20 protein-coding genes are annotated in these 25,407 nt (G+C 40.0%); 19 read left to right on the forward strand and 1 reads right to left on the reverse strand.

From position 1 onward, the window contains the following. Positions 1-43 precede the first annotated feature (43 nt). From rfbF to RMY16_RS09945, 19 genes are all read left to right on the forward strand, one after another. Positions 44-817 carry a glucose-1-phosphate cytidylyltransferase gene (gene rfbF / locus RMY16_RS09855; protein ID WP_094351583.1) on the forward strand — a complete coding sequence of 258 codons (774 nt, stop codon included), beginning with the start codon at positions 44-46 and terminating at the stop codon, positions 815-817. Between the two features lie 102 nt (positions 818-919). Continuing rightward, the gene (gene lhgO, locus RMY16_RS09860; protein WP_322736196.1) at positions 920-2,134 is read left to right on the forward strand and encodes an L-2-hydroxyglutarate oxidase; all 1,215 of its coding nucleotides are present in this window, start codon (positions 920-922) and stop codon (positions 2,132-2,134) included. A 441-nt stretch (positions 2,135-2,575) separates the two neighbouring features. Then, positions 2,576-3,604 carry an SDR family oxidoreductase gene (locus RMY16_RS09865; RefSeq protein ID WP_322736198.1) on the forward strand — a complete coding sequence of 343 codons (1,029 nt, stop codon included), beginning with the start codon at positions 2,576-2,578 and terminating at the stop codon, positions 3,602-3,604. Positions 3,605-3,825: 221 nt separating this feature from the next. After that, positions 3,826-4,779 carry a glycosyltransferase family 2 protein gene (locus RMY16_RS09870; RefSeq protein ID WP_322736199.1) on the forward strand — a complete coding sequence of 318 codons (954 nt, stop codon included), beginning with the start codon at positions 3,826-3,828 and terminating at the stop codon, positions 4,777-4,779. Positions 4,780-4,816: 37 nt separating this feature from the next. Further along, positions 4,817-5,824, forward strand: coding sequence for a glycosyltransferase (locus RMY16_RS09875; RefSeq protein WP_322736200.1), 1,008 nt, complete (start codon positions 4,817-4,819; stop codon positions 5,822-5,824). 50 nt (positions 5,825-5,874) lie between these two features. Then, complete coding sequence (locus RMY16_RS09880; protein ID WP_322736201.1) at positions 5,875-6,717, forward strand: phytanoyl-CoA dioxygenase; 843 nt, start codon at positions 5,875-5,877, stop codon at positions 6,715-6,717. A 21-nt stretch (positions 6,718-6,738) separates the two neighbouring features. Then, positions 6,739-7,584 (forward strand): phytanoyl-CoA dioxygenase family protein, encoded by an 846-nt coding sequence (locus RMY16_RS09885; protein WP_322736202.1) that lies wholly within the window; start codon positions 6,739-6,741, stop codon positions 7,582-7,584. Positions 7,585-7,716: 132 nt separating this feature from the next. After that, on the forward strand, positions 7,717-8,262 hold the full coding sequence (rfbC, locus tag RMY16_RS09890; protein WP_322660926.1) for a dTDP-4-dehydrorhamnose 3,5-epimerase: 546 nt from the start codon (positions 7,717-7,719) through the stop codon (positions 8,260-8,262). A 362-nt stretch (positions 8,263-8,624) separates the two neighbouring features. Further along, positions 8,625-9,938, forward strand: coding sequence for an NAD(P)H-dependent oxidoreductase (locus RMY16_RS09895; RefSeq protein ID WP_322736204.1), 1,314 nt, complete (start codon positions 8,625-8,627; stop codon positions 9,936-9,938). Between the two features lie 285 nt (positions 9,939-10,223). Further along, positions 10,224-11,324: a glycosyltransferase gene (locus RMY16_RS09900; RefSeq protein WP_322736206.1), complete on the forward strand. Its 1,101-nt coding sequence runs from the start codon at positions 10,224-10,226 to the stop codon at positions 11,322-11,324. A 122-nt stretch (positions 11,325-11,446) separates the two neighbouring features. Then, on the forward strand, positions 11,447-13,675 hold the full coding sequence (locus RMY16_RS09905) for a polysaccharide biosynthesis tyrosine autokinase (protein WP_322736207.1): 2,229 nt from the start codon (positions 11,447-11,449) through the stop codon (positions 13,673-13,675). A 914-nt stretch (positions 13,676-14,589) separates the two neighbouring features. After that, entirely contained in the window at positions 14,590-15,297 is a 708-nt protein-coding gene (hepC, locus tag RMY16_RS09910; protein WP_322736208.1) for a heterocyst development glycosyltransferase HepC, read from the forward strand. Between the two features lie 337 nt (positions 15,298-15,634). After that, positions 15,635-17,485, forward strand: coding sequence for a heterocyst formation ABC transporter subunit HepA (gene hepA / locus RMY16_RS09915; RefSeq protein WP_322736209.1), 1,851 nt, complete (start codon positions 15,635-15,637; stop codon positions 17,483-17,485). A gap of 183 nt (positions 17,486-17,668) precedes the next feature. Continuing rightward, positions 17,669-18,829 carry a glycosyltransferase family 4 protein gene (locus tag RMY16_RS09920; protein ID WP_322736210.1) on the forward strand — a complete coding sequence of 387 codons (1,161 nt, stop codon included), beginning with the start codon at positions 17,669-17,671 and terminating at the stop codon, positions 18,827-18,829. 64 nt (positions 18,830-18,893) lie between these two features. Then, positions 18,894-19,886: a glycosyltransferase family 2 protein gene (locus tag RMY16_RS09925; RefSeq protein ID WP_322736211.1), complete on the forward strand. Its 993-nt coding sequence runs from the start codon at positions 18,894-18,896 to the stop codon at positions 19,884-19,886. A gap of 199 nt (positions 19,887-20,085) precedes the next feature. Continuing rightward, positions 20,086-21,282, forward strand: coding sequence for a glycosyltransferase family 4 protein (locus RMY16_RS09930; RefSeq protein WP_322736212.1), 1,197 nt, complete (start codon positions 20,086-20,088; stop codon positions 21,280-21,282). Next, complete coding sequence (locus RMY16_RS09935; RefSeq protein WP_322736213.1) at positions 21,200-22,156, forward strand: glycosyltransferase family 2 protein; 957 nt, start codon at positions 21,200-21,202, stop codon at positions 22,154-22,156. The genes RMY16_RS09930 and RMY16_RS09935 overlap by 83 nt, the downstream gene beginning before the upstream one ends. Before the next feature lie 63 nt (positions 22,157-22,219). Beyond that, on the forward strand, positions 22,220-23,689 hold the full coding sequence (locus tag RMY16_RS09940) for an O-antigen ligase domain-containing protein (protein WP_322736214.1): 1,470 nt from the start codon (positions 22,220-22,222) through the stop codon (positions 23,687-23,689). 32 nt (positions 23,690-23,721) lie between these two features. Further along, complete coding sequence (locus tag RMY16_RS09945) at positions 23,722-24,855, forward strand: glycosyltransferase family 4 protein (protein ID WP_322736215.1); 1,134 nt, start codon at positions 23,722-23,724, stop codon at positions 24,853-24,855. A 126-nt stretch (positions 24,856-24,981) separates the two neighbouring features. On the opposite strand, the gene RMY16_RS09950 is transcribed toward RMY16_RS09945, so the two are convergent. Further along, on the reverse strand, positions 24,982-25,194 hold the full coding sequence (locus RMY16_RS09950; RefSeq protein WP_322660947.1) for a hypothetical protein: 213 nt from the start codon (positions 25,192-25,194) through the stop codon (positions 24,982-24,984). Positions 25,195-25,407 lie beyond the last annotated feature (213 nt).

Here is a 25,407-nt window from a genome sequence, read left to right on the forward strand (position 1 = left end):
AAAGTCGAATAATCATATCCCTACAAATCTCCGAGGTAATTGCATGAAAGCGGTGATTTTGGCTGGAGGTCTTGGTACACGCCTCAGTGAAGAAACCAGTGTTAGACCCAAGCCGATGGTTGAGATTGGTGGTAAGCCAATTCTCTGGCACATAATGAAAACATACTCTGCCCACGGCATTAATGACTTTATCATTTGTTGTGGTTACAAAGGTTACATCATTAAAGAGTATTTTGCTAACTACTTCTTACATATGTCAGATGTTACCTTTGACATGCGCTTTAACCAGATGAACGTGCATTCTGGTTATGCTGAACCCTGGCGTGTCACCTTAGTAAATACGGGTGATAATACAATGACAGGCGGACGCTTAAAGCGAATCAGCGAACATCTTGGTAATGAGACTTTTTGCTTTACTTATGGCGATGGTGTCAGTAATATTAATATCACCGAGCTAGTTAAATTTCATAAAGAACAAAATAGCTTAGGAACACTCACAGCCGTTCAGCCGGCTGGACGTTTTGGTGCCATTTCTTTAGGATATGAGCAAACCAAAATCACCAGCTTTCGGGAAAAACCTGAAGGTGATGGAGCTTGGATTAATGGCGGTTATTTTGTGTTAGAACCAGAAGTAATCAACTTAATTGCTGATGACTCTACGGTATGGGAGCAAGAGCCATTAGAAAAGCTAGCTGATATGGAACAGCTATCTGCTTTCAGACATGATGGGTTTTGGCAACCAATGGATACTTTACGTGATAAAAACTATCTCGAAGGGCTGTGGAAAAACAACCAAGCTCCTTGGAAGGTATGGTAAGAAGAGTTAGGAGTTATGAGTCAGGAGTCAGGAGTCAAATAACAAATGACAAATGACAAATGACTTTATAGATTTACTGTAATTTGAAGTGCGATAATACTAATGTATGATTTTGCGATTATAGGTGGGGGAATAGTTGGACTCTCAACAGCGTTGGCTTTAGGAAAACGCTATCCCAATGCCCGGATTTTAGTACTAGAAAAAGAGAGTCAATGGGCATTTCACCAAACTGGTAATAATAGCGGGGTAATTCATTCTGGTATTTACTACAAGCCAGGGAGTTTCAAAGCTAAATTTTGTCGTGATGGTTCTCGTTCAATGGTAGAATTCTGCCAAGAGCATGGAATTGACCATGAAGTTTGTGGTAAAGTAATTGTCGCCACTGAAAAACAAGAACTACCACGCTTAGAAAATCTCTACCAACGCGGCTTAGACAATGGCATAGAAGTCCAGAAAATCAGCCCCGAAGAAGTCAAGGAAATTGAACCTCACGTAAGATGTGTAGGTGGAATTCGTGTATTTTCAACTGGCATTGTTAATTACAAGCAAGTTTGTTTGAAATATGCCCAGCTTATTCAACAGCAGGGTGGAGATTTGCACCTGAATACGAAAGTTCTGAAAATCTCTCCAAGTGGTAAAAATCAGGTATTGCAAACAAACAAGGGTAACTTTGAAACCCGCTTTGTAATTAATTGTACTGGATTGCATAGCGATCGCACCGCCAAACTAGGTCAAGTTGAACCCCAAGCCAAAATTGTGCCATTTCGGGGAGAATACTACGAACTCACCCCAGAAAAACGCTATCTAGTCAAGACACTAATCTACCCAGTTCCCAATCCAGATTTCCCCTTCCTGGGTGTCCACTTTACCCGGATGATTGATGGTAGCGTCCATGCAGGGCCAAACGCGGTTTTATCCCTTAAACGCGAAGGTTACAAAAAAACCGACTTTGACTTACAGGATTTTATGGAAGTCATCACCTATCCCGGTTTCTGGAAGTTAGCAGCTAAACACGCTGATGAAGGCATCCAAGAAATCATTCGTTCTTTTAGCAAAGCAGCCTTCACCAGAAGTTTACAAAAACTAATTCCCGAAGTGCAAGCAGAAGACTTAGTTCCCACCCATGCAGGAGTTCGCGCTCAAGCCTTAATGAACGATGGCAAGCTTGTAGACGACTTTTTGATTGTTTCCGGTCAAAACTCCATTCATGTTTGCAATGCTCCTTCTCCTGCTGCCACATCCTCTCTAGAAATCGGCAAAGCACTTGTAGCAGAAATTCCCCAACTTTCGCATCTAGAGAGTGTAGTCACTGCATAGATATCATAGTTGTTATTTCCGGGACTGCTGAATAAAAGGATGAATCTTGTATAGTCGGCATCTTTTCCAGCCTGGAAATACAAGAGACGGGTAAGATACCTATCTCCCAAGAAAAAAGTCTAGTGCATCAATTAAGAACCGCTATAGAGTCCTGCTACCCAATGGGCTAGTCGGCAACTATGTAATAACTGTTAGCCGTATACATAGCGCTTCTGGTTTTAGTCCAATGACCATAACCCCCAACCCCTTCCCTACAAGGGAATGGAAGTAAGATTCAAAGCCTCTCTCCTCTTAGGAGAGAGGTTTGGAGAGAAGTCAAGTTATTGCATACCAATGAAAAATATAGCGGTTCCCTCTTAGATGCAACACCCTATAGGGCAATATCTGTGCGTCCCTACTAAACGAAAAATTTAACTCATCAATACAAAGGAATTAACCACAATGAAAATATTAGTAACTGGTACAGAAGGCTATCTAGGTTCACTATTACCACCTCTGTTAATCGAACGAGGACATGAAGTTATTGGTCTAGATACCGGCTTTTATAAAGTTGGTTGGCTTTACAACCCTAGTGGAGTGACACCCAAAACCCTCAACAAAGATATCCGCAACATCACCCCTGATGATTTGGAAGGGATTGAAGCCATAGTTCACATGGCGGAACTCTCCAACGACCCAGCCGGGCAATTAGCGCCCAATATTACCTACGAAATTAATCATGTAGGTTCAGTTCGTCTAGCTAGCCTAGCTAAGGCTATGGGTGTGCGCCGTTTTGTATATATGTCTTCGTGCAGTGTCTACGGTGTTGCTACCGCAGGTGATGTCACAGAAAAATCCGCAGTTAATCCCCAAACAGCCTACGCAGAATGTAAAACTCTGGTAGAAAGAGATGTCGCACCACTCGCTGACGATGACTTCTCTCCCACCTTTATGCGGAATGCAACAGCCTTTGGTGCTTCTCCCAGAATGCGCTTTGATATTGTTTTAAACAACTTAGCAGGGTTGGCATGGACTAGCAAAGAAATCAAAATGATTAGTGATGGCACACCTTGGCGGCCATTAGTCCATGCATTGGATATTTGCAAAGCAATAGTTTGCACCTTAGAAGCACCACGAGACATTGTACATAACCAAATCTTCAACGTGGGAGATACAGCGAATAACTATCGCGTTAAAGAAATCGCGGAAATTATTGCTGATGTTTTTCCAGATTGTAAATTGTCCTTTGGTAACAACGGCGCAGATAACCGCAGCTATCGCGTATCCTTCGAGAAAATCAACACAATCCTACCTGGATTTAAATGTGATTGGAATGCCCGACTTGGTGCCCAGCAGCTATTTGATTTATTCAGTCAAATACACATGGCTGAAGATACTTTTTTGTTTAGAGGATTTACTCGTTTAAAACAGCTAGAGTATCTAATTCGGACAGAGCAAATTGACAAAGATTTCTTCTGGAATAAAAAATAGCTCAAGTTGCCTAGCCGCAACGGAAAAACAATCTAAGCTTCCGAATCAATACTATTTGATTCGGACTTATTCCATCCATCAAATTATTTGCAATCAGCAAGTTAAATTTTATGGCGCTCACCTCAGCATTAGTAATCGAGTTAGCCATCTGAAAGCTAAATAAATTGCCGCTAGACTGCATCTCTACATTTTGAGAAAAAGCCAAAGAAACAAAGCAGAAGATGAATAAATTGCTGACTATCGCAATTCCTACATTCAATCGTGCCCAGATTTTAGACAAACAACTTACTTGGTTAGCTAAATCTATTAAAGGGTTTGAGTCTGACTGTGAAATCTTTATTTCTGATAATTGTTCTACAGATAATACCCAAGAAGTTATTAATAAGTGGCAGACAATTCTTAGTAATGTCACATTTACATCAAATAGGAATAGTGAAAATATCGGGGTCATGGGTAATATTGTCTGTTGCTTAAAAGCTCCAACTAGTAAATATGTTTGGACAATTGGTGATGACGATCCAATTCAAGAAAAAACCCTAGATTATGTGTTAACAATACTAAAAAAACATTCAGATTTAGCACTAATGTTTTTAAACTTCTCTGGTCGTCAAAAACAAACAGGTCAACTTGTCGTCGAACGCTGGTTGAATAGCGATAACGACGAACTAAAAGTTGATGGTAAAACTGTATTTCAAAGTTACCTGAATGAAAATTTTGGTGGTGTACTTTTTATATCAGCAGCAATTTATCGTACAAATCTAGTGCAACGCGCTTTACAAAAATGGCCGTCTGCTACTAGTAATTGGGCATCTCAAGCATATTGGACTGCATTTTGTGCTGCTCATGGAAGTGTCATCGTCACTAAAGACACTTATTTAGAATGTACTATGGGCGCTAGTCTTTTGGATCTCGACCCGACATGGAACTTTAAAATGCGATATGCGTACATACCTGAAGTTTATATAAAACTACTAAAAGTAGGATATTGTCATAAATTTTGTCAGGAAATGATGTGGCAGAATTTCCATCAAAAAACTGACTTGAAAATCCTATTAGGTGCTTTAAAACGTTGGCCTTTATTGACAATCAAGATATTTATTTCTTACCTACGTTTGTTAAGCATATCAGCTTGGGCAATTCTTTTTCCACCCAAACAGCTAGAGAGTAACCTGTAACCATTCATATATCAATTTCTTAACTCCTATTTTTACTATGCAGAAATTACTGACCATTGCTATACCGACTTATAATCGTGCTGAATTACTGGATAAACAGTTAGCATGGTTAGCTCAAGCTATCAAAGGTTTTGAAGATGATTGTGAAATTTTAGTTTCTGATAATTGTTCAACAGACAATACTCAGGATGTGATTAAAAAATGGCAAATAATACTTAGCAGTATTCCATTTAAATCAAATAAAAATCCTCAAAATTTAGGCGTTGTCAAAAATATTATGTATTGCCTAAATTCTACTACAACAAAATATGTTTGGACGATTGGTGATGATGACCCAATCCAAGATAGAGCCATTGCTTATGTAATTAGCAAACTTAAGCAATATGAAGATTTATCATTATTGTTTCTCAACTTTTCCGGTCGGAACCAAATTACTGGTGAACCAGTTCATCCACCAACAATTGTTGGTAATCGCTGGTTTGATATAGATAGCGAAGATGGTGATGGTGATGGTAAAGCTATATTTGAGCATTGTTTTTCAAAAAGTGTCGGTGCAGTCATTTTTCTGACTGCGACAATCTACCGCACTGATTTAGTGAAACGCGCTCTACAAAATTGGCAAGATGCTGAGAATAACTGGATATCTTTAGCATATTTAGCCGGGTATTGTGCCTCTAATGGTCGTGTAATTGTCACGAAAGAGACTTATTTGGAATGTGTTGTGGGTGTGAGTTATTGGCAGAAAGAACCAAAATCTGCACTATTAATGCAATACAAACACATACCCGAAGTAATTTTGAAATTGGAGCAGAGTGGATATTCTAAGCAGTTTTGTCGGCGAATGCTTTTACAAAACGGTAAAGAAGTCAACTTAAAAGTTTTCTTAGGTGCTTTAAGAAGATGGCCTATGTCTGCCATTAAGACAGTAGTCCCATTTTTGGCTTTAGTTGGTTTATGTGCTTTTGACGTGATGGTTTCTAAAGAATTTAGTTTAGCAGAATCAAGTGAAATATCTCCTCAAGAAATGCGAAATTATAAACCATAAGCTACTAAACTACTGATAAATTACCATTGAAATTAGAAAGAATTTCCCGCATGTTTAATGTAATTAAACGCAAAATATTTACACTATCCGCTGACTTGCAATATTATCTAGCTCGTTGGAAGCATAGCAGAAATCTGCCAGCATTGGAAGGGCGCGATCGCAATATCCTCAAGGCTCTCAAAAAAGACGGTGTTTATGTCACAACACTGGCAGATTTAGGCTTCAACTCTAGCTCTGAACTTCTCAAAGCTGCTTACCAGCAATTGTCTCAGATGGAAAATCCCAACAACGACCATCTAGATGAAAAGCTACCACAAATTTACACAGTTACAGGTTTACCAGAATTTTATGCCTGGGGAATAGAGAAAAGACTTCTCAATCTCATCGAAAACTATATTGGTCTGCCTATTGCTTTTCACGGTGTACATTTACGTAAAGATTTCCCTAGCAAACATCAGTTTGGCACACTACTATGGCATGGCGATTCCGAAGACCGTCGCATTATCAAAATCTTTATTTACTTGAATGATGTCAAAGAGAAAACTGGGCCTTTTGAATACATTCCCCGCTCTTTAACTTCCTTATTTAGTTGGAATTATATGCGGCTTTATTACAAGCTTTGGAGGTCAGGCTATAGGGGCATCGATGATGAAAAAGTAAAACCAGTCATCCCCAAATCAGCTTGGAAATCCTGTTCAGGCCCAGCAGGTACTGTCTTGATTGTAGATGCGAAAAATACTTTGCATCACGGCACAGTTCGCACAGAAGAACGCTCAACACTATTCTTTTGTTACACCGCCAACCCTCCTGAAAGACCAGAACTCTGTACCCAATACTGGGATGATACTTATCCCAGAGCAGAGTTAAGGCAGCAAGTCGAAAATCGCCAATAGTGTACTCAAATTAGTCATGCAATGCTGATCAAGATTAAACGCAAAATATCTTCACTGGTATCTGAGGTAGTTTACAGATTAGCACTTTTAAAACACGCTGCTAATTTACCTGTGCTAGAAGAAGGCGATCGCAAAGTTCTTGATGATCTTAAATGTGATGGTATTCATATTACCACACTTGCTGAATTGGGATTCGATTCAACACTAGAATTACTCAAGGCAGCTTATGGTTATTCGTCCCAAATGGAATCTGGCAATCATGACGATTCACATAAAAAATTTCCCCAAGTTTACACAGTTACATATTTACCTGAATTTGCTACTTGGGGAAGTGAAAAAAGGCTCCTAAACATCATTGAAAACTACATTCGTCTGCCAATCATTTTTCATGGTGTACATCTCCGCAAAGATTTCCCTAATAAAAATCAGTTTGGTACACAACTATGGCATAAAGATGCAGAAGACCGCCGCATGATCAAAATTATTATTTACTTAAATGATGTTGAAGAAAAGCATGGACCCTTTGAATATATTCCAGCCTCTTTAACCTCTTTATTTAAATTAAACTATTACCGTACTTACTACAAGCTTTGGAAATCTGGTCATTTAGGCATCACAGATGAAGAACTAAATGAGATTATCCCGAAAGAGGCTTGGAAATCTTGTACAGGAGCGGCAGGAACAGTCATTATTGTCGATCCCAAAAAAGCCATACATCACGGTACATCACGCACAGAAGATAGGCTAACTTTATTCTTGTGCTACACTTCTAATTCTCCCGAACGTCCAGAAGTTTGTACTCAATATCGAGACAATACTTTTCCAAGACCAAAGTTAACTGAACCAGTCAGTAATAGCGCCATATAGTTCAGTTAAAGCAAGCTGCTTGTTACTATAAAAATCTGCTCAAGACTATTCTTGATAAGATTTTTAACAAGTTAAGTTTTCAAATTTGCCAAGTTTTCTTGTCATCAATATCTTTATCAAGGTTATTCATTCATGATTTTCACTCAGACTGCACTCAAAGACGCATTCATCATTGATTTAGAAGAAAAGCCAGACCACCGTGGTTTTTTCGCTCGGTCTTTCTGCGCTCAAGAATTTGAAGCACACGGATTAAAGCCAACAGTTGCCCAATGTAACCTGTCTTTTAACTATAAAAAAGGCACTATCCGGGGAATGCACTATCAAATTCTGCCAGCCGCAGAAACAAAATTAATTCGCTGTACTAAAGGTGCAATCTACGACGTAATTATTGATATGCGTCCTGAATCCCCTAGCTTTTTATCACACATTGGTGTAGAGCTAACCCCAGAAAATCGCCGCGCTTTGTATGTTCCAGAAATGTTTGCTCATGGCTATCAAGCGCTCACCGATGAGACTGAAGTTGTATATCAAGTGGGTGAATTTTACACCCCAGGATATGAAAGAGGTTTACGCTATGACGACCCATTCTTTAACATTGATTGGCCTCTAGATGTGACTGAAATCTCCGAGAAAGATTTAAATTGGCCTTTGTTGAGAATGATGACTGTTGGTGTATAGAATATTTCTCTGTGCCAGGTGTTTTTCGCACAATACACTGGTTCCTCTGTAGAAGATAAGGTACTTCCAAAAAACATACCATCGCTATAGAGGCAGGGAGCAGGGGGAGGGAATATGCAAGAGCAAATAATACCCAAGAAAAGTTTGCCCAAGCCTACAGAAATGCTGTGGAGCAAATTATCAAAAATTATAGCTGGAAAAACAGACTGCTGTGATAGCATCTAGCAAGCAACCATTTAGTAGCTATCATTAATGATAATTTCCATGAAAATGTACTTAATATTTAGCTGTAAAAAATTATTAAGTGCAAAATTATCGAGAATTTGTAACACAACAAACAGTTCTAAAAAGGAGTTTAGTTCATGATTATTATCGATCGCGCCTTACAAGCCCGTGCAGCAGCAGGAAATCCTATTAAAGTGGGAATGATCGGTGCTGGTTTTATGGGTCGAGGAATTGCCAACCAAATTGTCAATTCAGTGCCAGGAATGGAGTTAGTTGCTATCTCTAATCGTCAGATTGGTGCAGCTAAACAAGCTTATTCGGAAGCAGGAATTGAAGATATTCAAGTTGTTGCAACTATCAGCGAATTAGAAGATGCGATCGCTAACGGTAAATATGCAGTCACAGAAGACGCTAAGTTACTGTGTCGGGCTGAAGGCATCGATGCATTAATCGAAGTCACGGGTGCAGTGGAATTTGGCGCTCAGATTGTTATGGAAGCGATCGCCCACCGCAAACATGTAATCATGATGAATGCCGAACTCGACGGCACCATTGGCCCCATCCTGAAAGTGTATGCCGACAAAGCAGGCGTGATTCTCAGCGCTTGTGATGGCGATCAGCCAGGGGTACAAATGAACCTTTATCGCTTTGTCAAAAGCATTGGTTTAACTCCCTTATTGTGCGGTAACATTAAAGGACTCCAAGACCCCTATCGCAATCCCACTACCCAAGAAGGATTTGCTAAACGTTGGGGTCAAAAGCCCCACATGGTGACTAGCTTCGCCGACGGAAGCAAAATTTCCTTCGAGCAAGCGATCGTTGCCAATGCCACAGGCATGAAAGTCGCCAAACGGGGAATGCTGGGATATGACTTCAGCGGTCATGTTGATGAAATGACCCAGTTATATGATGTTGAACAACTCAAAGAACTGGGCGGCATCGTCGATTATGTAGTTGGAGCAAAACCAGGCCCAGGCGTATATGTATTTGCCACTCACGACGACCCCAAGCAACGCCACTATCTCAACTTATATAAATTAGGCGAAGGCCCACTTTACAGCTTCTATACTCCTTATCACCTCTGTCATTTTGAAGTTCCCTTGTCCGTAGCGCGTGCTGTTTTATTTGGTGATGCCGTGATGTCTCCACTAGCAGGCCCGTTAGTAGATGTTGTCACCACCGCCAAAATCGACCTGAAAGCAGGAGAAACCCTAGATGGCATCGGCTACTACATGACCTACGGACAATGTGAAAATTCCGATATCGTCCAACAGCAAAATCTTCTACCAATGGGTTTAGCTGAAGGGTGCCGCCTCAAAGGAGATATTTCTAAAGATCGAGTCCTCACTTATGAGGATGTAGAACTACCTGAAGGCAGACTTTGCGACCAATTACGAGCCGAGCAAAATGCCTATTTCGCTCCAGAAAAAATCTTAGTAGCAGTTGGATAATATCGGTTCTAAAAACATTTGCCACAAATGAATTAGCTGTAGGGGCGTACAGCTGTACGCCCCTATATATTTGTCGCCAGAATTTCATCAAGAGGATAGAAAGCTATACTGCGGGACACTAAAGTTGTTGATAGTAATACCAATTTTAAAAAAGAATGCGACAGATAAACACGGACATACCTTCGTTCTGTCTAACTTTCTTAATTTTGAATTTTGAATTTTGAATTGGTACAACTTGCTGGGGAGCGTTTAAACAAACCCGATCGAAACTTTAGGTCAAATTTCATGAAAATTGCTCTCGTCCATGATTATTTAACCCAGCGAGGTGGGGCAGAGCGTGTGTTTGAACTGCTTTGTAAGCGCTATCCCGAAGCAGATATTTTCACATCTTTGTACGATCCTCAAAAAACGATCGATCTAGGCGATCGCATAGTTAATACAACCTTCTTACAAAAGATTCCTGGTGCAGCAAAATATTTCAGGTCGATGGCTCCTCTATATTTTCCTGCCTTTCGTGCCTTGGATTTGCAAGACTACGATTTAATTATTAGTAGTAGCACCAGCTTCGCCAAAGCAGTACGAAAAAATCCTAATGCCCACCATATTTGTTTTTGTCATAACGTCACCCGTTTCTTATGGGATACAGCAACTTATTTAAGAGAGTACGGGGACTATAGATATTTTGCTCCTTTAATCGAACAAGTATTTCAAGTCATGAGAAAGGTAGACCTGAAATATGCACAGGAGCCTGACCTTTACATTGCTAATTCTAGTGTTGTTGCCCGCCGAATTGAAAAGATTTATGGCAAAAAGGCAATGATGGTGAACTATCCAATTGATACTAGTAAATTTGTTTTTTCAGATATAAAAGATGAATATTATCTGGCCTCCGCCCGGATGATCAGTTATAAGCGACTTGATATAATAGTCGAAGCTTTTAATTGGTTGGGGTGGCGGCTATTAATATCTGGTGACGGGCCAGAACTAGCACGGTTAAAATCCAAAGCATTACAAAATATTGTGTTCTTGGGACACGTAAGTGATAGAACCCGCAAAGACTTGTTTTCCAAAGCCAAGTCTATTATTGTCGCAGCCTTAGAAGATTACGGATTAGTTCCAGTCGAGGCTAACGCTAGCGGTACACCAGTTATTGCTTATGGAGCGGGTGGAGTATTAGATACTCAAATACCAGGTGAAACAGGAGTCTTTTTCAAAAGACAAACACCCGAATCTCTACAAATTGCATTACTAGAAGCCAACGGCATTTCTTGGGATTACGATCGCATCCGTAATCATGCAGTAGCAAATTTTTCAGAAAATGCATTCTTTGGCAAGGTTGAGCAAATTATCAATCAAGCTTGTGGCGTGCAGCAATTATTCATTTGATTTCTGAATTTTCCACTATCAGATTATCTATTTATTTACTCTCTCCTCATTGGCGGCTCGTAAAAAAATAGGTATTCTTCGGAGAATCTCTTAGCGTAAGTCTTGAAGACAAGGATATAAAAGTGGTTCAAACTAGTCTAAATCCTCATCTAGTTCCAGCTTCTGAAAATGAACCAAGTTACGGGCAAATGTTTGCCGTATTTGTGCGAAGATTTCCTTGGTTCTTAGCAGTATTAATTAGTTCTATTGCGATTGCCAGCATAGTAACTGTAAAGACAAAGCCTACTTATAAAAGTTCTATGCAACTGCTAGTAGAACCTAACTATCAAGGTAAAACGGAAGGTGGTGCGGGGGTAGACAATCAGTTTACTGACTCTAATGTGGTCATAGATACTGCAACTCAGCTTAACTTGATGCAAAGTTCGGGACTCATCCAAAAAGCAGTTGATAAACTTCAGTCTAATTATCCAGATATAACTTCAGCTGAAATTAAAGCTTCTTTGGTCTTAACTCAAATTAGGAGCAAAGAAGATAATGTCGCTACAAAAATCTTTCAAGTTGAATATACTGCTGGAGATCCTGAAAAAACCCAAAAAGTTTTGGATGCAATTCGACAAGTTTATCTGGAATATAACAAACAACAACAGACTTCGCGTTTACAAAAAGGTCTGCAAATCATCAGGGAACAGTTAAGTAAAGCCAGTGAAGAAGTAAACGCGGCTGAGACAAATTTACAAAGATTTCGCAGAAATCAGAACTTAATCGATCCAGAATCACAGGCCAAAGCAATTGAAACAGCTTTAAATAATCTTTCCCAAGAAAGACAGACAACTCGCGCTCAGTATGGGGAAGCTTTAGCACGCCAAAAATCTTTAGAAGAACAACTTAACCGTTCTCCCCAAAATGCTTTAGTTGCTTCTCGTTTGAGTCAGTCTACTCGCTATCAAGGCTTACTAAACGAAATCCAAAAAAGCGAATTGGCACTAGCACAAGAACGCTTACGCTTTACAGATCAAACTCCGAGTGTGCAAAAGCTCAAAGAACAGCTTCAGGGTCAGAAGGAATTATTGCAACAAGAAGTAGGAAGAACTTTAGGCGGAAAGTCTGCTGGTGCATTCACGAATGGAGATTCTCTTCTCGAAAAAGGACAGCTGGGCCAAATCGATCTCAGCCTTGCTGGTCAGTTAGTAGAAACGCAGACAACTATAGTTGCTTTAACTGCTCGCGATCAAACTTTGGCTCAGAAAGAAAACGAGCTACGTTTTGAAATCAAACGCTTCCCGCCTCTGTTGGCTTATTACAATCGGATGCTACCACAGTTGCAATTTAGCCGTGAAAGGTTAGAGCAGCTTTTAAGAGCAGAACAACAATTGCGACAAGAACTTTCCAAGGGTGGGTTTAATTGGGAAGTGGTGGAAGATCCCCAAAAAGGCGCACAATTAGGCCCCAATCTCCAACAGAATTTGCTGTTAGGTGCTGTGGTTGGCTTAATGTTAGGAGGCATTGCTGCCTTTCTTCGTGAATCGGTTGATGATGCAGTTCACACCACTGCTGAATTAGAGAAGCAAATGGCCATGCCGTTGTTGGGAACAACTCCCAAGTTACCGCCAGCCAAACCCAGAGAATCAATGATCAAGTTGCCTTTTGGCAAGCCAGAAGTTCTTGCTCCCTGGACGATTCAGGTATTGCAATCTCCACCGCGTTGGGAATCGCTGGATCTGATTTACAAAAACATTGAACTTTTAAATACTGTCACTAATTTAAAATCTTTGATGATTACCTCGGCTTTAGCCGATGAGGGTAAATCAGCTTTGGCATTGGGTTTGGCAATGAGTGCTGCTCGTTTACACAAAAGGGTACTGCTGATTGATGCCAACTTACGCGATCCCAGTTTGCACCACCAACTGAATCTTCCTAATGAGCAGGGACTTTCAACTTTATTGGCGAGTGATACAACCTTGCCCAACCAAATTAGTCTTCAATACTCAGGCTCCGCCTACATCGATATTTTGACCGCTGGCCCCAAACCTACCGACCCAGCTAATTTGTTGAGTTCCCCTCGGATGATACAATTAATGGCAGCATTTGAGGAAAACTATGATTTGGTTCTGATAGATGCGCCCCCAGTTCTCGGTTTAGTGGATGCCATGCTTACCGCATCATCTTGTCGTAGTGTGATTATGGTGGCAAGCATTGGGATTGTGACGCGAAGTCAGCTTAATCAAGCGACAGCTATGCTGAGTAAGTTAAATCTGATTGGGGTTGTAGCTAATGGGGTATCAAATAGTAGTAATTATGTACCTAATGTCAAACAACAGCAATTAGCTCTACGTCAAGCTGTAGAAAAGTAGCTAGTACTGCAAGGCGGAATTCGTAATTCGTAATTCGTAATTACCATTACGTAAGTGTTTTAGACATTTCAAATGGGTGGCTTATTTACGCCGTACTGTACTAGTACAGCTAAATGATAAATCCCCGACTTCCTAAAGAAGTTGGGGATTTTGCGTTTTTGATTTTTTCTCGTTTTTAGCCAGAGGTTAGAAATGCTGTTAATTGGGCTGCTGCCGCGAGTAAAAGAGGCGGAGCCTCAAGGACGGGCATTCCCAGTCTGAGACTGGGAACGAGACAATCTCTGCTAAAAGCTGGTTTTAGACTGCTTTTATCTTAAATTGACAGCAATGATTCATGAATTGTCCCTGCGTTTTGATGAACCAAATTGAATTTTGTTGCTATCGGGAAGAATTCAGTATATTTATGCTATCTTTATGATTTTTAAGAGAAATCACTGACTCTTTGAAGAATAAATAAAGAAGTTATTTGAGCGATCGCTATTTCTATATAGTCTTATATTCTAGAGATTAAAGCACCTTCATAAAGGCTAGAAGACAAGAGCAGACTGGTTTTTCAAATCTATCGAGACAATGAACACCTCAGCGTAATTAAACGTTGACATAGATTCATGGGTAATTTCCCTCTACACTTCTCTACTGTCAGTAGTTTCCGGAAAATCAAGATTTGCCCATGAATGTTAATAGTAGCGGTGATTGCTACCTATGTAATTAGTATCTGTCTAATTTGTACATCTCTACATCAGCAGAATTCTACGCAATACGTGCTTGGCTGAGTGGCAAATACTATAGCATATTTTTGCCCTCAATTCTCTCCAACTTTTTGGACTTACAACAAGATTCGGATTTGGGTCTTTGGCATTGATAGCCTTTGATAACGCCTCAGTAATTCACTCCTGTATAAACCCAAAGACATTATGACAACTTCAATAATTCCAACTCTAGAGAATTTATATGATGTAACCCAGTCACACCAAGATAATCGTGGGTACTGCACACTCCAGTGGCGGCGGGGTAAGCTGCTGGTGAAGCCGCTTGGAGGAGTGAAACAACCATATCTGGCTTCATTAGATAATAAGCGATCGCTAGTAGAATGCTTACAACATTCTCCAGTAAGTTTGGTCAGCATAGATCCAAAATTGGGTGAGACTTTGCTCAAATTTTGGGCAGATGCATGTGAAGAAGCTCAAAAACCAATATTCTTAAACATACCTGCTGGCAATAAATTACCTAACCAACCTTTCAGACAATTGCACCGAGTAATTGATTGGATTACTACTTTCGTATTGCTGCTATTAGTAAGTCCAGTCATGTTGGGATTAATTGTATTAATGCAGGTTTACTCGCCAGGGCTACTTTTTTGTCATGAATGGCGTGTTGGGGAACGAGGTAAACTCTTTCAAGCAATAAGTTTTTGCACCCACAATAACACACCGCTAGAGCGTTGGATGGGTAAATACAATCTCGACAATCTGCCACAGTTATTTAACGTGCTACGGGGCGACATGAGTTTAACCGGATCTCGTTGTTGGACTTTGGAAGATGCAGTACAGCTAAATAAATTACCAGAAATTACAGCTTCCTGGGAAGTAGAGGCACAGTCTCACCCCATACAGTTCGGTTAAAGCGAAAAAGGAAAAAGGTGAATTCAAACCTTTACCCCTTACCCTTTGCCCTTTTCCCAAACCACAACGGATATTAAAAGTGCTGATCCGAACCGTATTATAGTCTCATCTGTTACATCTGGATAGCCAAACTCTGTAATTTATCGGTGCGATAATTGATGATTTTATTTATCGCACCGAGGCCCAAAAAATCTATTTATGTAGCATACGATTCCAGGTAATTAGTTTTCCAAACGCGATAAATCGCATCTTTACATCAGGGTTTTGTCGCTCATTCTGAACTCTGTATCTATCTACAGAGGTCTATCTACCTTGCCAAACTATTATGATAAAATCCATGAATTTCCAGCTTCCTCAACCACTCAGCAATCTGCTCAAAGCTAGCAGCTTTTGGCAGGATAATTATTTGATATTGCGAGAATTTAAACACTTTCGCAAAATTGCAATTTTAGCTCTGATATTCTCTATTCTGGCGGCAACCTTTGAAGGTGTAAGTATTGGTTTCTTACTTTCCTTTTTGCAAAGCTTAACTAGCCCCAATGCTCAACCTGTCCAAACAGGAATAGAATGGTTCGATCTTTGGATTTTGGGAGCTAAGACATCAGCAATTAATCGTTTGTATCGCGTATCTTTGCTGATTTTATTCAGTACTTGGTTACGTGCTACCTTCAATTATTTTTCTCAAGTCTATACTGAATTATCTCAACTACATCTTGCCGATCGCTTACGCAAGCAAATTTTTGAACAGTTACAATCCTTATCGCTAAGTTACTTTAGTAAAACTCGTTCTGGTGAACTAATTAACACAATTACTACAGAGATTGAAAGAATCAGACAAGGTTTTAGTGGTGGAGCTTTCTTAGTAACTAGAGGACTAACAACCTTTGTCTACTTAATATCAATGTTTTTGATTTCATGGCAATTGACAATAATATCAGTATTACTATTTACACTTTTAGGTGTGGGGTTGTCAAACCTGAATGCTAGAGTCAGAGAATCAAGTTTTGGCATGACAACTGCTAATGCTAATTTTACATCAACAGCCATAGAATTTATTAATGGTATTCGCACTGTTCATTCTTGTGGTACTCAAGAATTTGAGCGTCAGCGTTACTATAAAGCTAGCGATAAAGTAATAAGTAGCACAACAAAAGTTGTATTTACCTGGACACTTGTGAAGCCAATTGCCGAAGGAGTAGCGACTACGGTATTGATCGGAATGATTATTTTGGCATTCACTAGTCTTGTCACTAATGGAACGCTACAAGTTGCTTCTTTGCTAACTTTTTTCTTTGTACTATTTCGCTTTATCCCATTTGTTCAAGATATTAATGGCACTAGAGCATATCTCAGCACTTTACATGGTTCAGCAGACAATATTAAAAATCTGTTGAAAAGTGATGAAAAATATTACTTTCAAAATGGCAGAGTTCAGTTTAAGGGATTAAATAGGTCAATAGATTTAGTATCTGTGGATTTTGGCTATGATGATGAAAATCTAGTGTTGCATAATATTACCCTGACGATTGAAAAGGGAAAGATGACAGCTTTGGTTGGAGCATCTGGCGCTGGTAAAACAACTCTTGCTGATTTGATTCCTCGATTTTATAATGCTACAGATGGATATATTTACATTGATGAAATCGATATCCAGCAGTTTGAAATTAACTCTCTCCGTCGCAAAATAGCTGTCGTCAGTCAAGATACTTTTATTTTCAATACTAATGTTTGGCAGAATATTGCTTACGGAACTCCAAACGCGACGAATGAGGAAATTAAAGAAGCCGCTAAACTAGCGAATGCACTAGAATTTATTTTAGAAATGCCCGAGGGTTTTGATACCCAATTAGGAGATCGGGGTGTTAGGTTATCTGGAGGACAAAGACAGCGAATTGCTATTGCACGAGCTTTACTACGGAACCCAGAAATTTTAATTTTGGATGAAGCAACTAGCGCCTTAGATTCGCTATCTGAGCGCTTAATTCAAGATTCATTAGAAAAGCTATCTGTTGGGAAAACAGTAATTGCGATCGCTCACCGTCTTTCTACTATTTCTAAAGCAGATAAAGTTGTAGTTTTAGAACAGGGACGGATAGTAGAGCAAGGTAAGTATCAAGAACTATTGGAACTAAAAGGCAAGCTTTGGAAATATCATCAAATGCAGTATGAACTAAGGCAGCCAGATTAGAAACAACATCCAATTATCAAAGTAAGTACAACATATTCACGGCTGTAGAGATGTACAGCCGTAAACCCCTAAATATGTATCAGCAATTTTGCAAAATAGTAAAATAATAAGATTTTAAACACTTATTATCTCTATAAATAAGTTATTAAAATTAGTCCTATATACTTAAAAGTAATAGAAAATATGTCCCAGGAAATCTTTGACAAAGACCTAATTTATCAATGCTCAAGTTTTGGTGTCGGTGGGAGCGGAGGTGTTGAAACTTATTTAGCGTCTCTGTTTGAACATCGACCACCTGATGTTAGCGATCGCGTGATAAAATCACTTAAAAATATCGATCAAAGCCAGTTCAAACTGCTACACATTCACAGTCCAGATTTGCTATTGCAGCTTACAGGCGAATGTCCTGCTATCTTCAGCGTTCATAATCACTCATTTTACTGCCCTAGTGGCACAAAGTATTTAGCAGAGCAACAGACAATCTGCGATCGCAACTTTTCTTACTTAGGATGTACCTGGGGTAAATTAGCAGATAAATGTGGTAGCCGTAGACCTTTAAGAACTCTTAGAGAACTTCAAACCACTCATCAGTTTTTAGATGTCTTGAAAAGGCTCAAAATTACTTTCATTGCGAATAGCGAATATGTGCGGCAAGAGTTAATTCAAAATGGTGTATCCCCCAAACAAGTTATAACGCTACACTGTGGAATCTCTTTACCAGAAACAGCAAGTTCACCCCTAAGCTTGGAAGTACATCAAAATCATCGAATTTTGTTTGCTGGACGAATTGTTTCTGATAAAGGTCTGGAATGGTTACTCAAAACCTTAATACATACAGACCCAAAAATTCAACTTGATATTGCAGGTGAAGGTTGGGAACGACCACGATTAGAAAAGTTAGCAAGCACACTCGGATTAAATAAGCGAATCACTTGGCATGGTTGGTGCGATTCGGATAAATTAGATAAACTTTATCAACAGTGTTTTGCAGTCATCTTTCCCAGTGTTTGGCCTGAACCTGCCGGTCTTGTAACTCTAGAAGCATACTCTCGTTGTCGACCTGTAATTGGTAGTGCAGTCGGTGGAATTCCAGAACATTTACGAGATGGAGAAACGGGTATTCTTGTTCCAAGCAATAATATCCAAAAGCTGGCTGATGCTATTAATGAATTGTCTAGAGATTATCAAAAAAGCCGATATATGGGTGAGCAAGGTCATACTTTATTAATGAAGGAATTTACGATGGCTGCTCATATAAATAATCTCCGAACAATTTATGCAAAAACAATAGCTGAATTTCCTTCCCAAGCCAAGAAATTATATAGTATCTCTACAGCTAAATAAGCTGAATTTACTAAAAATATCAATTATTGCATCTTTTACTTAGAAAATATCAAGGTAGAAAAATATGTCATTACATCAAGAATGTCAACAACCTTTAGTCAGCGTTATTATCCCCACCTATAATCGACCAGATTATCTCAAGCAAGCGATCGCAAGTGCAATAAAACAAACTTATCAAAATATTGAAATTATTATTTCTGATAATTGTAGTTCCGAAAATCCTCAAGCAATTGTCGCATCTTTTGGTGATTCACGCATTAAATTTTGGCAGCATCCGCAAAATGTGGGGATGTTAGCTAATCAGCAGTATGGTTTCAATATGGCGCAAGGTAAATATGTTGCTAGTCTCCATGACGATGATATTTGGCATGAAGACTTTTTAACAAAGCTTGTACCACCACTAGAAGCGAATTCTGATTTAATTCTCGCTTTTTGTGACCAATATATTATAGATGCTAATGGCATAATTAATCATGCTGGTACTGAAGAAAATACACGCGCTTACAAGCGAGACAAACTAGCAAAAGGAATTTATAAACCTTTTTCCAAAATTGGGTTAGTAGATAAAAGTATACCTACTGCTGCATCTTGCGTGATTCGGAATAATTTGGTGGATTGGTATAGTATTCCCTCAGAAGTTGCTGGGATGTGGGATTTATATTTAACCTATCTATTTTGTATATCTGGTTATGGCGCTTACTATTGTCCAGAAAGATTGACGCGATATCGTGCCCATGAGCAAACTGATACTATGCTCAGTGGTAGTCGAGATGTGCAAGCAAAAATTCGCAAAGCGAAAAGCGAAATGTTTTGCTATCAAGTATTTATGGAAGACCCTCTATTACAGGAATTTAGAACTCATTTTCAACAGAAATGGTTAGAAGCTAATACTACTTTGGGAATTGGTTTGCTACGAAGTGAACAGATAGCCGCAGCACGTCCTTATTTTTGGCAAGCACTGAATCAACAAAAATTTAATGTGCGAACTATGGCAGCACTTAGTCTTAGTTTTACGCCGCAATTTTTAGCAAGTAAGTTAATAGGAATATCGAAATAATATATCAATATCTCTGAGTTGAGGAATTTATTTTACCCCACCCTAACCCTCCCCTTGTAAAGGGGAGGGAACTAGATTCTCTTGTTTCCCCCCTTTATAAGGGGGGATTAAGGGGGGTAATTCGACTTGTGTGTACACCGTGGGAAGAGGAGGGTTGGGGAGGGGTGATTCAAGGATTTTATCCTTAAGGAAGTAGTGTATGAAACTTTGTATTGTTACTCATAAAATCAAAAAAGGTGATGGTCAAGGACGGGTAAACTATGAGGTTGCTAAGGAAGCAATTCGTCGTGGTCATCACTTGACATTATTAGCTAGCGAAGTCGCACCAGAATTAGAAGAGAATAGCCAAGTTAATTGGATTAAAATTCCAGTCAAAGGCTATCCTACAGAATTTATGCGTAATTTCATCTTTGCCCAGAAAAGTGCAGATTGGTTACGGAAACATCGCTCTGACATTGATTTAGTTAAAGTCAATGGAGCAATTAATCTGGCTGCGGCTGATGTGAATGCTGTACATTTTGTCCATAGTTCATGGTTGCGATCGCCTGTTCATATTTCTCGCAACCGCCGCGATTTATATGGTTTCTACCAGTGGCTATTTACGGCTTTTAATGCCCGTTGGGAAAAACAAGCTTTCCAAAAAGCGCAGGTTGTGGTGGCTGTATCCGAAAAGGTAGCCCAAGAATTAGTCAACATTGGTGTACCGCGTTCTCGAATTAAAGTAATTGTCAATGGCGTTGACTTAGAAGAATTTACCCCTGGCCAAAGCAATCGCCAAAAATTAGGTTTACCGGAGAATGTCACCCTAGCCCTGTTTGCTGGAGACATCCGCACACCCAGAAAGAATTTAGATACAGTACTACACGCCTTGGTGAAAGTTCCCGATTTACATCTGGCAGTGGTAGGTCATATCGAAGGTAGTCCCTTCCCACAACTAGCAGCATCCTTGGGGTTGAGCGATCGCGTGCATTTTGTGGGATTTCGCCGTGATATCCCCGAAATTATGCGGTCAGTAGATTTATTTATTTTTCCTTCCCGATATGAAGCTTGTAGCCTCGTATTGTTAGAAGCACTTTCTTCAGGACTACCAGTAATTACTGCCACAGCTACCGGGGGTGCAGAGTTGGTGACACCAGAATGTGGCATCGTCTTACCTGACTCAAATGATATCGATGCTTTAGCTGTGGCGATGATGTCCTTGGTAAGTGTAAATATGCAGCAAATGAGTCAAGCTGCTCGTTCTGTGGCAGAACAACACAGCTGGACTACTATGGCACAAACTTATGTGGATTTATTCGAGGAGTTAAGCAAGAATGCGGAACACCGTTCTGATACCGACTTATCGCCGTCCACAAGACCTCTCACGCTGCCTTTTGGCGCTACAGGAGCAAACTAAACCAGTCGATCAGGTGATAGTGGTTGTCCGCGATACGGATGCAGAAACTTGGCAATTTCTTGCTCAATACACAGCGCACAACTTGCCGTTGCATACCGTGAAAGTGACACAACCGGGAGTAGTAGCAGCTCTCAATGCCGGATTAGCAGCAGTGGAGGGCGATATTGTTTCCATTACTGATGATGATGCCGCACCCCACCCCGATTGGTTAGAGCGGATTGCAGCTTACTTTACCTGCGATCGTCGCCTCGGCGGTCTGGGAGGGCGTGATTGGATATACCACGGCAGCAAATTAGAAGACGAATCCCGCCCAGTAGTCGGACAGTTGCAATGGTTTGGGCGAGTCATTGGCAACCATCACTTGGGAGTGGGAGAACCCCGCGAAGTCGATATTCTCAAGGGCGTAAACATGAGTTTTCGTACCCAAGCGATTGGACAACTACGCTTTGATGAGCGGATGCGTGGTACTGGAGCGCAAGTACACTTTGAAATGGCATTCACCCTGACATTAAAGCGGGCTGGTTGGAAAATAATTTACGATCCTCACGTTGCTGTAGATCATTATCCAGCACAACGTTTTGATGAAGATCAGCGAAATAACTTTAATGAAATTGCCTTTATTAATTTAGTCCATAATGAAACCTTAGTTTTACTAGAGCATTTACCATTTATCCGCCGGATTGCATTTTTGTTTTGGGCAGTATTCGTGGGTACATGCGATAGTTTGGGCTTAGTACAATGGCTGAGATTTTTACCTAGTCAAGGGCAGTTGGCGGGGAAAAAGTTATTAGCATCCTGGCGTGGACGTTGGCAAGGATATAAACAATTCAAAATTCAGAATTCACAATTCAAAATGAGGCAGAGCCTCGAATGACTTCATTCCCAGGCTAGAGCCTGGGAACAAGTTCAACTTATTTATATGTACATCTAAAATTGAATGAATTCTAAGCAGATACTTTTCAATAGTTTTTTACAAGAAAACTATTCTCCCGAAGAGCGATCGCTACAAGGTTGGATGGCGATCGCAGGCTTTATATTACTAACTGTAGTTTGCTATTTTGCTGGTGTTACTGCCGCATTGCGCCTAATTTACCCAGCGACAGCTTTAGTAGTAGCCTTATTTTTATACTTGCGGCATCCCATTCTCTACATTGGCTTTACCTGGTGGATTTGGTTTCTCACACCCTTAGCGACTCGCTTAGTTGATTATCGGGTAGGGTGGGATGCTAGCCGTCAAATGCTTATAGCACCGTATTTAGTGGTGTTTATAACTATAGCAACATTTTTGCGACACTTTCCCCGCGCTTCTCGCCAAGGGGGTTTGCCGTTTGTTTTGGCTTTTATCGGAGTTTTCTATGGCTTTCTCATCGGTCTAATTTACAACCCACCTATTCCTGTAGCACGGGGATTGATGGATTGGCTTAGTCCGATTATTTTCGCTTTTCACTTATTTATCAACTGGCGAGATTATCCCAGCTATCGCCAGAATATTCAGCGAACATTTCTCTGGTCTGTGTTGATTTTAGGAACTTATGGCGTATATCAATTTGTAGTAGCTCCTGAGTGGGATAGATACTGGCTCATCCAATCAAAATTATTCATGAGTTCTGGAAACCCTGTACCTTTTGGGATGCGCGTCTGGAGTACATTACACTCAGTTGGGCCCTTTGGTTCGGTTATGCAGGCTGGGTTACTGTTATTATTTACCGCTTCAGGAAGCTTAATTTTTCCGGCTTCAGCTGTTGGTTACTTATCTTTTTTATTAACACAAGCACGTACTAATTGGGGGGGCTGGTTATTTGGAATAATTATGATTATGGGTTCAGTCAAAGCCAAAATTCAAATGCGCTTAATTACCATAATTGTGGTCATGGCTATTTGTGTTGTGCCATTGACAACTATCGAACCAATTGCTGGAGTAGTAGCAGCACGTTTTGAAACCTTTTCTAATATTCAAGAAGATGGCAGCTTTAAAGATAGATCGGGAACTTACGACAGAAATCTTGGTTTAGCACTTTCTAATGCTTTAGGTAATGGCTTAGGAAATATTTGGAAAGTCAACGAAAAAACTGGTCAAATTGAAGTAGTGGTAATTGATAGTGGCATTTTAGATATGTTTTTCACCCTTGGTTGGTTTGGAGGCATATTTTATATGGGTGGATTAATCTTTTTGATTATTAGTGTTAGCAGCTATGGTGAAGGTCGTTTCGATAGTTTTGTCAGTGCTGCCCGTGCCATTGGGATCAGTTCTGCTTCCCAGTTAGTTATCGGTAGCGGGATGTTGAGCGTCTCAGGGATGATTCTTTGGGGATTTTTAGCTATGGCTATGGCAGGACATAAGTACTATAGCAATCCTCAGATACTCTCCAATATTCCTAACTTCTCTAATAAATCCAGAATCTCATAAATTTTACAACTTAAATAGGACTTTTATAGATTATGAAAGTAATTATTGTCATGCCATTAGCCGAGCAACGAGGCGGTGGTGAAATGATGCTTTGGGATTTGGTGCAACAGGGACGTAATGCTGGTGTTGAGTGGCTGGTGATATTTTTAGAAAACGGCCCGATGGTCGCACAAGTAAAATCTCTCGGTATTGATGCGCGAGTTGTAGAAAGTGGACGTTTACGCCAAATCCACCGTTTTATTGGCGCTGTTTTGCAGATTGCTGCGATCGCCCGTCGCGAACGTGCAGATATAATTGTCAATTGGATGTGGATCACGCATATATCTGGAGGTTTGGCGGCAATGCTGGCGGGCTTGCCTGCTGTGTGGTATCAACTAGAAGTACCTAGTGATAAAACTTGGTTGGTGCGACTTGCTACTTTAATTCCGGCGCAGGCAATTATTACTCTTTCGCAAGATGGTAAGCAAGCGCAGGCAGAGATTTGGCCCCACAGACCAACACCTTTGGTTTATCCTGGTGTCGCATTAGACCGATTTGAGCCGAATGCTTTACCAACTCCTGAAGAAGCACGGCGAAAACTAGGCTTACCTTTACACGGGCCGTTGATTGGAATTGTGGGACGATTGCAACGATGGAAGGGAATGCACGTATTGGTGCAAGCAATGCCCAAAATTTTACAGAAGTATCCCGATGCCCATTGTGTAGTGGTTGGCGGTAAACACGATTTAGAACCGGATTATGAGGACTTTTTAAAAGCCGAAATCACCGCTTTGGGCTTGAAAGACCAAGTAATTATGGCTGGACTACAGCGTAATATCCCGGAATGGGTGCAGGCGATGGATGTATTTGTTCATGCATCAGATAATGAGCCATTTGGGATTGTGATTATTGAGGCAATGGCATTGGGTAAACCTGTAATTGCTGGCAGTGCAGGCGGCCCGACAGAAATTATTACCGATGGCATGAATGGACTATTAACACCTTACGGCGATGCGGATAAATTAGCGATCGCAATTCTCCGCTATCTTGACGAGCAAGAATTTGCCCAGAGTACGGGAGTCGCTGCCAGACAACGCGCCCTCGATTTTTCAACGCAGAATTATGCTCAAAACTTTATTAGTGCAATTCGCTCTGTAATGCCTAGTCCTTTATCACAAAAGTTTTGATAGCTTTGTAGTAAGCACTTTAGTGCTTAAAAACCCAAAACTAAAGTCCTTACTACAAACGCATTTACGCAATCCTTCAGTTATTTACCATCTCTTACTTACTTCCAATTTTTAATTTACTTAAAATTATCTTAAAGCTAGTAGTTGATGACTAAATTGTTGAAGTTGAGATTGAACCCAACTACCGCCATGAGCTATACATTCATAGCAGATATCTCCATAGCATTCGCCTTTGTCATTGCATACAATTAATCTGGCTTCATGTGTCTGAAAGTTTTCCTGGCAAATTAAACATATTTTGTTGATTTTGTCTGTATTGCATTCAATTTGAAATTTCATTTTTGTTAACCTTTTTTAAAATACATTTGGATAAAAACAAATCACATATTTTATTTATGACTTTTCTAAAGAATTTACATCTACAAAAAGAAGTATATGTTTGAATTTCTCAAAGCATAATTAATAGATTTCAATCTATTCTTAAAAACCAAATACTTGTAGCCTGGCTTTTACTTGATTTAAAACAAAACTACAATGCTAAAGCTTTACAAT

Origin of the sequence: Nostoc sp. DedQUE12b, from assembly GCF_034530835.1 — a bacterium.
Taxonomy (GTDB): Bacteria; Cyanobacteriota; Cyanobacteriia; order Cyanobacteriales; family Nostocaceae; genus Nostoc.

Excerpts from the sequence above, each read along its gene's own strand:
- lhgO (WP_322736196.1), top strand. The coding sequence starts at position 920 with ATGTATGATTTTGCGATTATAGGTGGGGGAATAGTTGGACTCTCAACA.
- rfbC (WP_322660926.1), top strand. The coding sequence starts at position 7,717 with ATGATTTTCACTCAGACTGCACTCAAAGACGCATTCATCATTGATTTA.
- RMY16_RS09950 (WP_322660947.1), bottom strand. The coding sequence starts at position 25,194 with ATGAAATTTCAAATTGAATGCAATACAGACAAAATCAACAAAATATGT.
- RMY16_RS09865 (WP_322736198.1), top strand. The coding sequence starts at position 2,576 with ATGAAAATATTAGTAACTGGTACAGAAGGCTATCTAGGTTCACTATTA.
- RMY16_RS09940 (WP_322736214.1), top strand. The coding sequence starts at position 22,220 with ATGAATTCTAAGCAGATACTTTTCAATAGTTTTTTACAAGAAAACTAT.
- hepA (WP_322736209.1), top strand. The coding sequence starts at position 15,635 with ATGAATTTCCAGCTTCCTCAACCACTCAGCAATCTGCTCAAAGCTAGC.
- rfbF (WP_094351583.1), top strand. The coding sequence starts at position 44 with ATGAAAGCGGTGATTTTGGCTGGAGGTCTTGGTACACGCCTCAGTGAA.
- RMY16_RS09885 (WP_322736202.1), top strand. The coding sequence starts at position 6,739 with ATGCTGATCAAGATTAAACGCAAAATATCTTCACTGGTATCTGAGGTA.
- RMY16_RS09870 (WP_322736199.1), top strand. The coding sequence starts at position 3,826 with ATGAATAAATTGCTGACTATCGCAATTCCTACATTCAATCGTGCCCAG.
- RMY16_RS09920 (WP_322736210.1), top strand. The coding sequence starts at position 17,669 with ATGTCCCAGGAAATCTTTGACAAAGACCTAATTTATCAATGCTCAAGT.
- RMY16_RS09935 (WP_322736213.1), top strand. The coding sequence starts at position 21,200 with ATGCGGAACACCGTTCTGATACCGACTTATCGCCGTCCACAAGACCTC.
- RMY16_RS09945 (WP_322736215.1), top strand. The coding sequence starts at position 23,722 with ATGAAAGTAATTATTGTCATGCCATTAGCCGAGCAACGAGGCGGTGGT.
- RMY16_RS09925 (WP_322736211.1), top strand. The coding sequence starts at position 18,894 with ATGTCATTACATCAAGAATGTCAACAACCTTTAGTCAGCGTTATTATC.
- RMY16_RS09930 (WP_322736212.1), top strand. The coding sequence starts at position 20,086 with ATGAAACTTTGTATTGTTACTCATAAAATCAAAAAAGGTGATGGTCAA.
- RMY16_RS09880 (WP_322736201.1), top strand. The coding sequence starts at position 5,875 with ATGTTTAATGTAATTAAACGCAAAATATTTACACTATCCGCTGACTTG.
- RMY16_RS09895 (WP_322736204.1), top strand. The coding sequence starts at position 8,625 with ATGATTATTATCGATCGCGCCTTACAAGCCCGTGCAGCAGCAGGAAAT.
- RMY16_RS09900 (WP_322736206.1), top strand. The coding sequence starts at position 10,224 with ATGAAAATTGCTCTCGTCCATGATTATTTAACCCAGCGAGGTGGGGCA.
- hepC (WP_322736208.1), top strand. The coding sequence starts at position 14,590 with ATGACAACTTCAATAATTCCAACTCTAGAGAATTTATATGATGTAACC.
- RMY16_RS09875 (WP_322736200.1), top strand. The coding sequence starts at position 4,817 with ATGCAGAAATTACTGACCATTGCTATACCGACTTATAATCGTGCTGAA.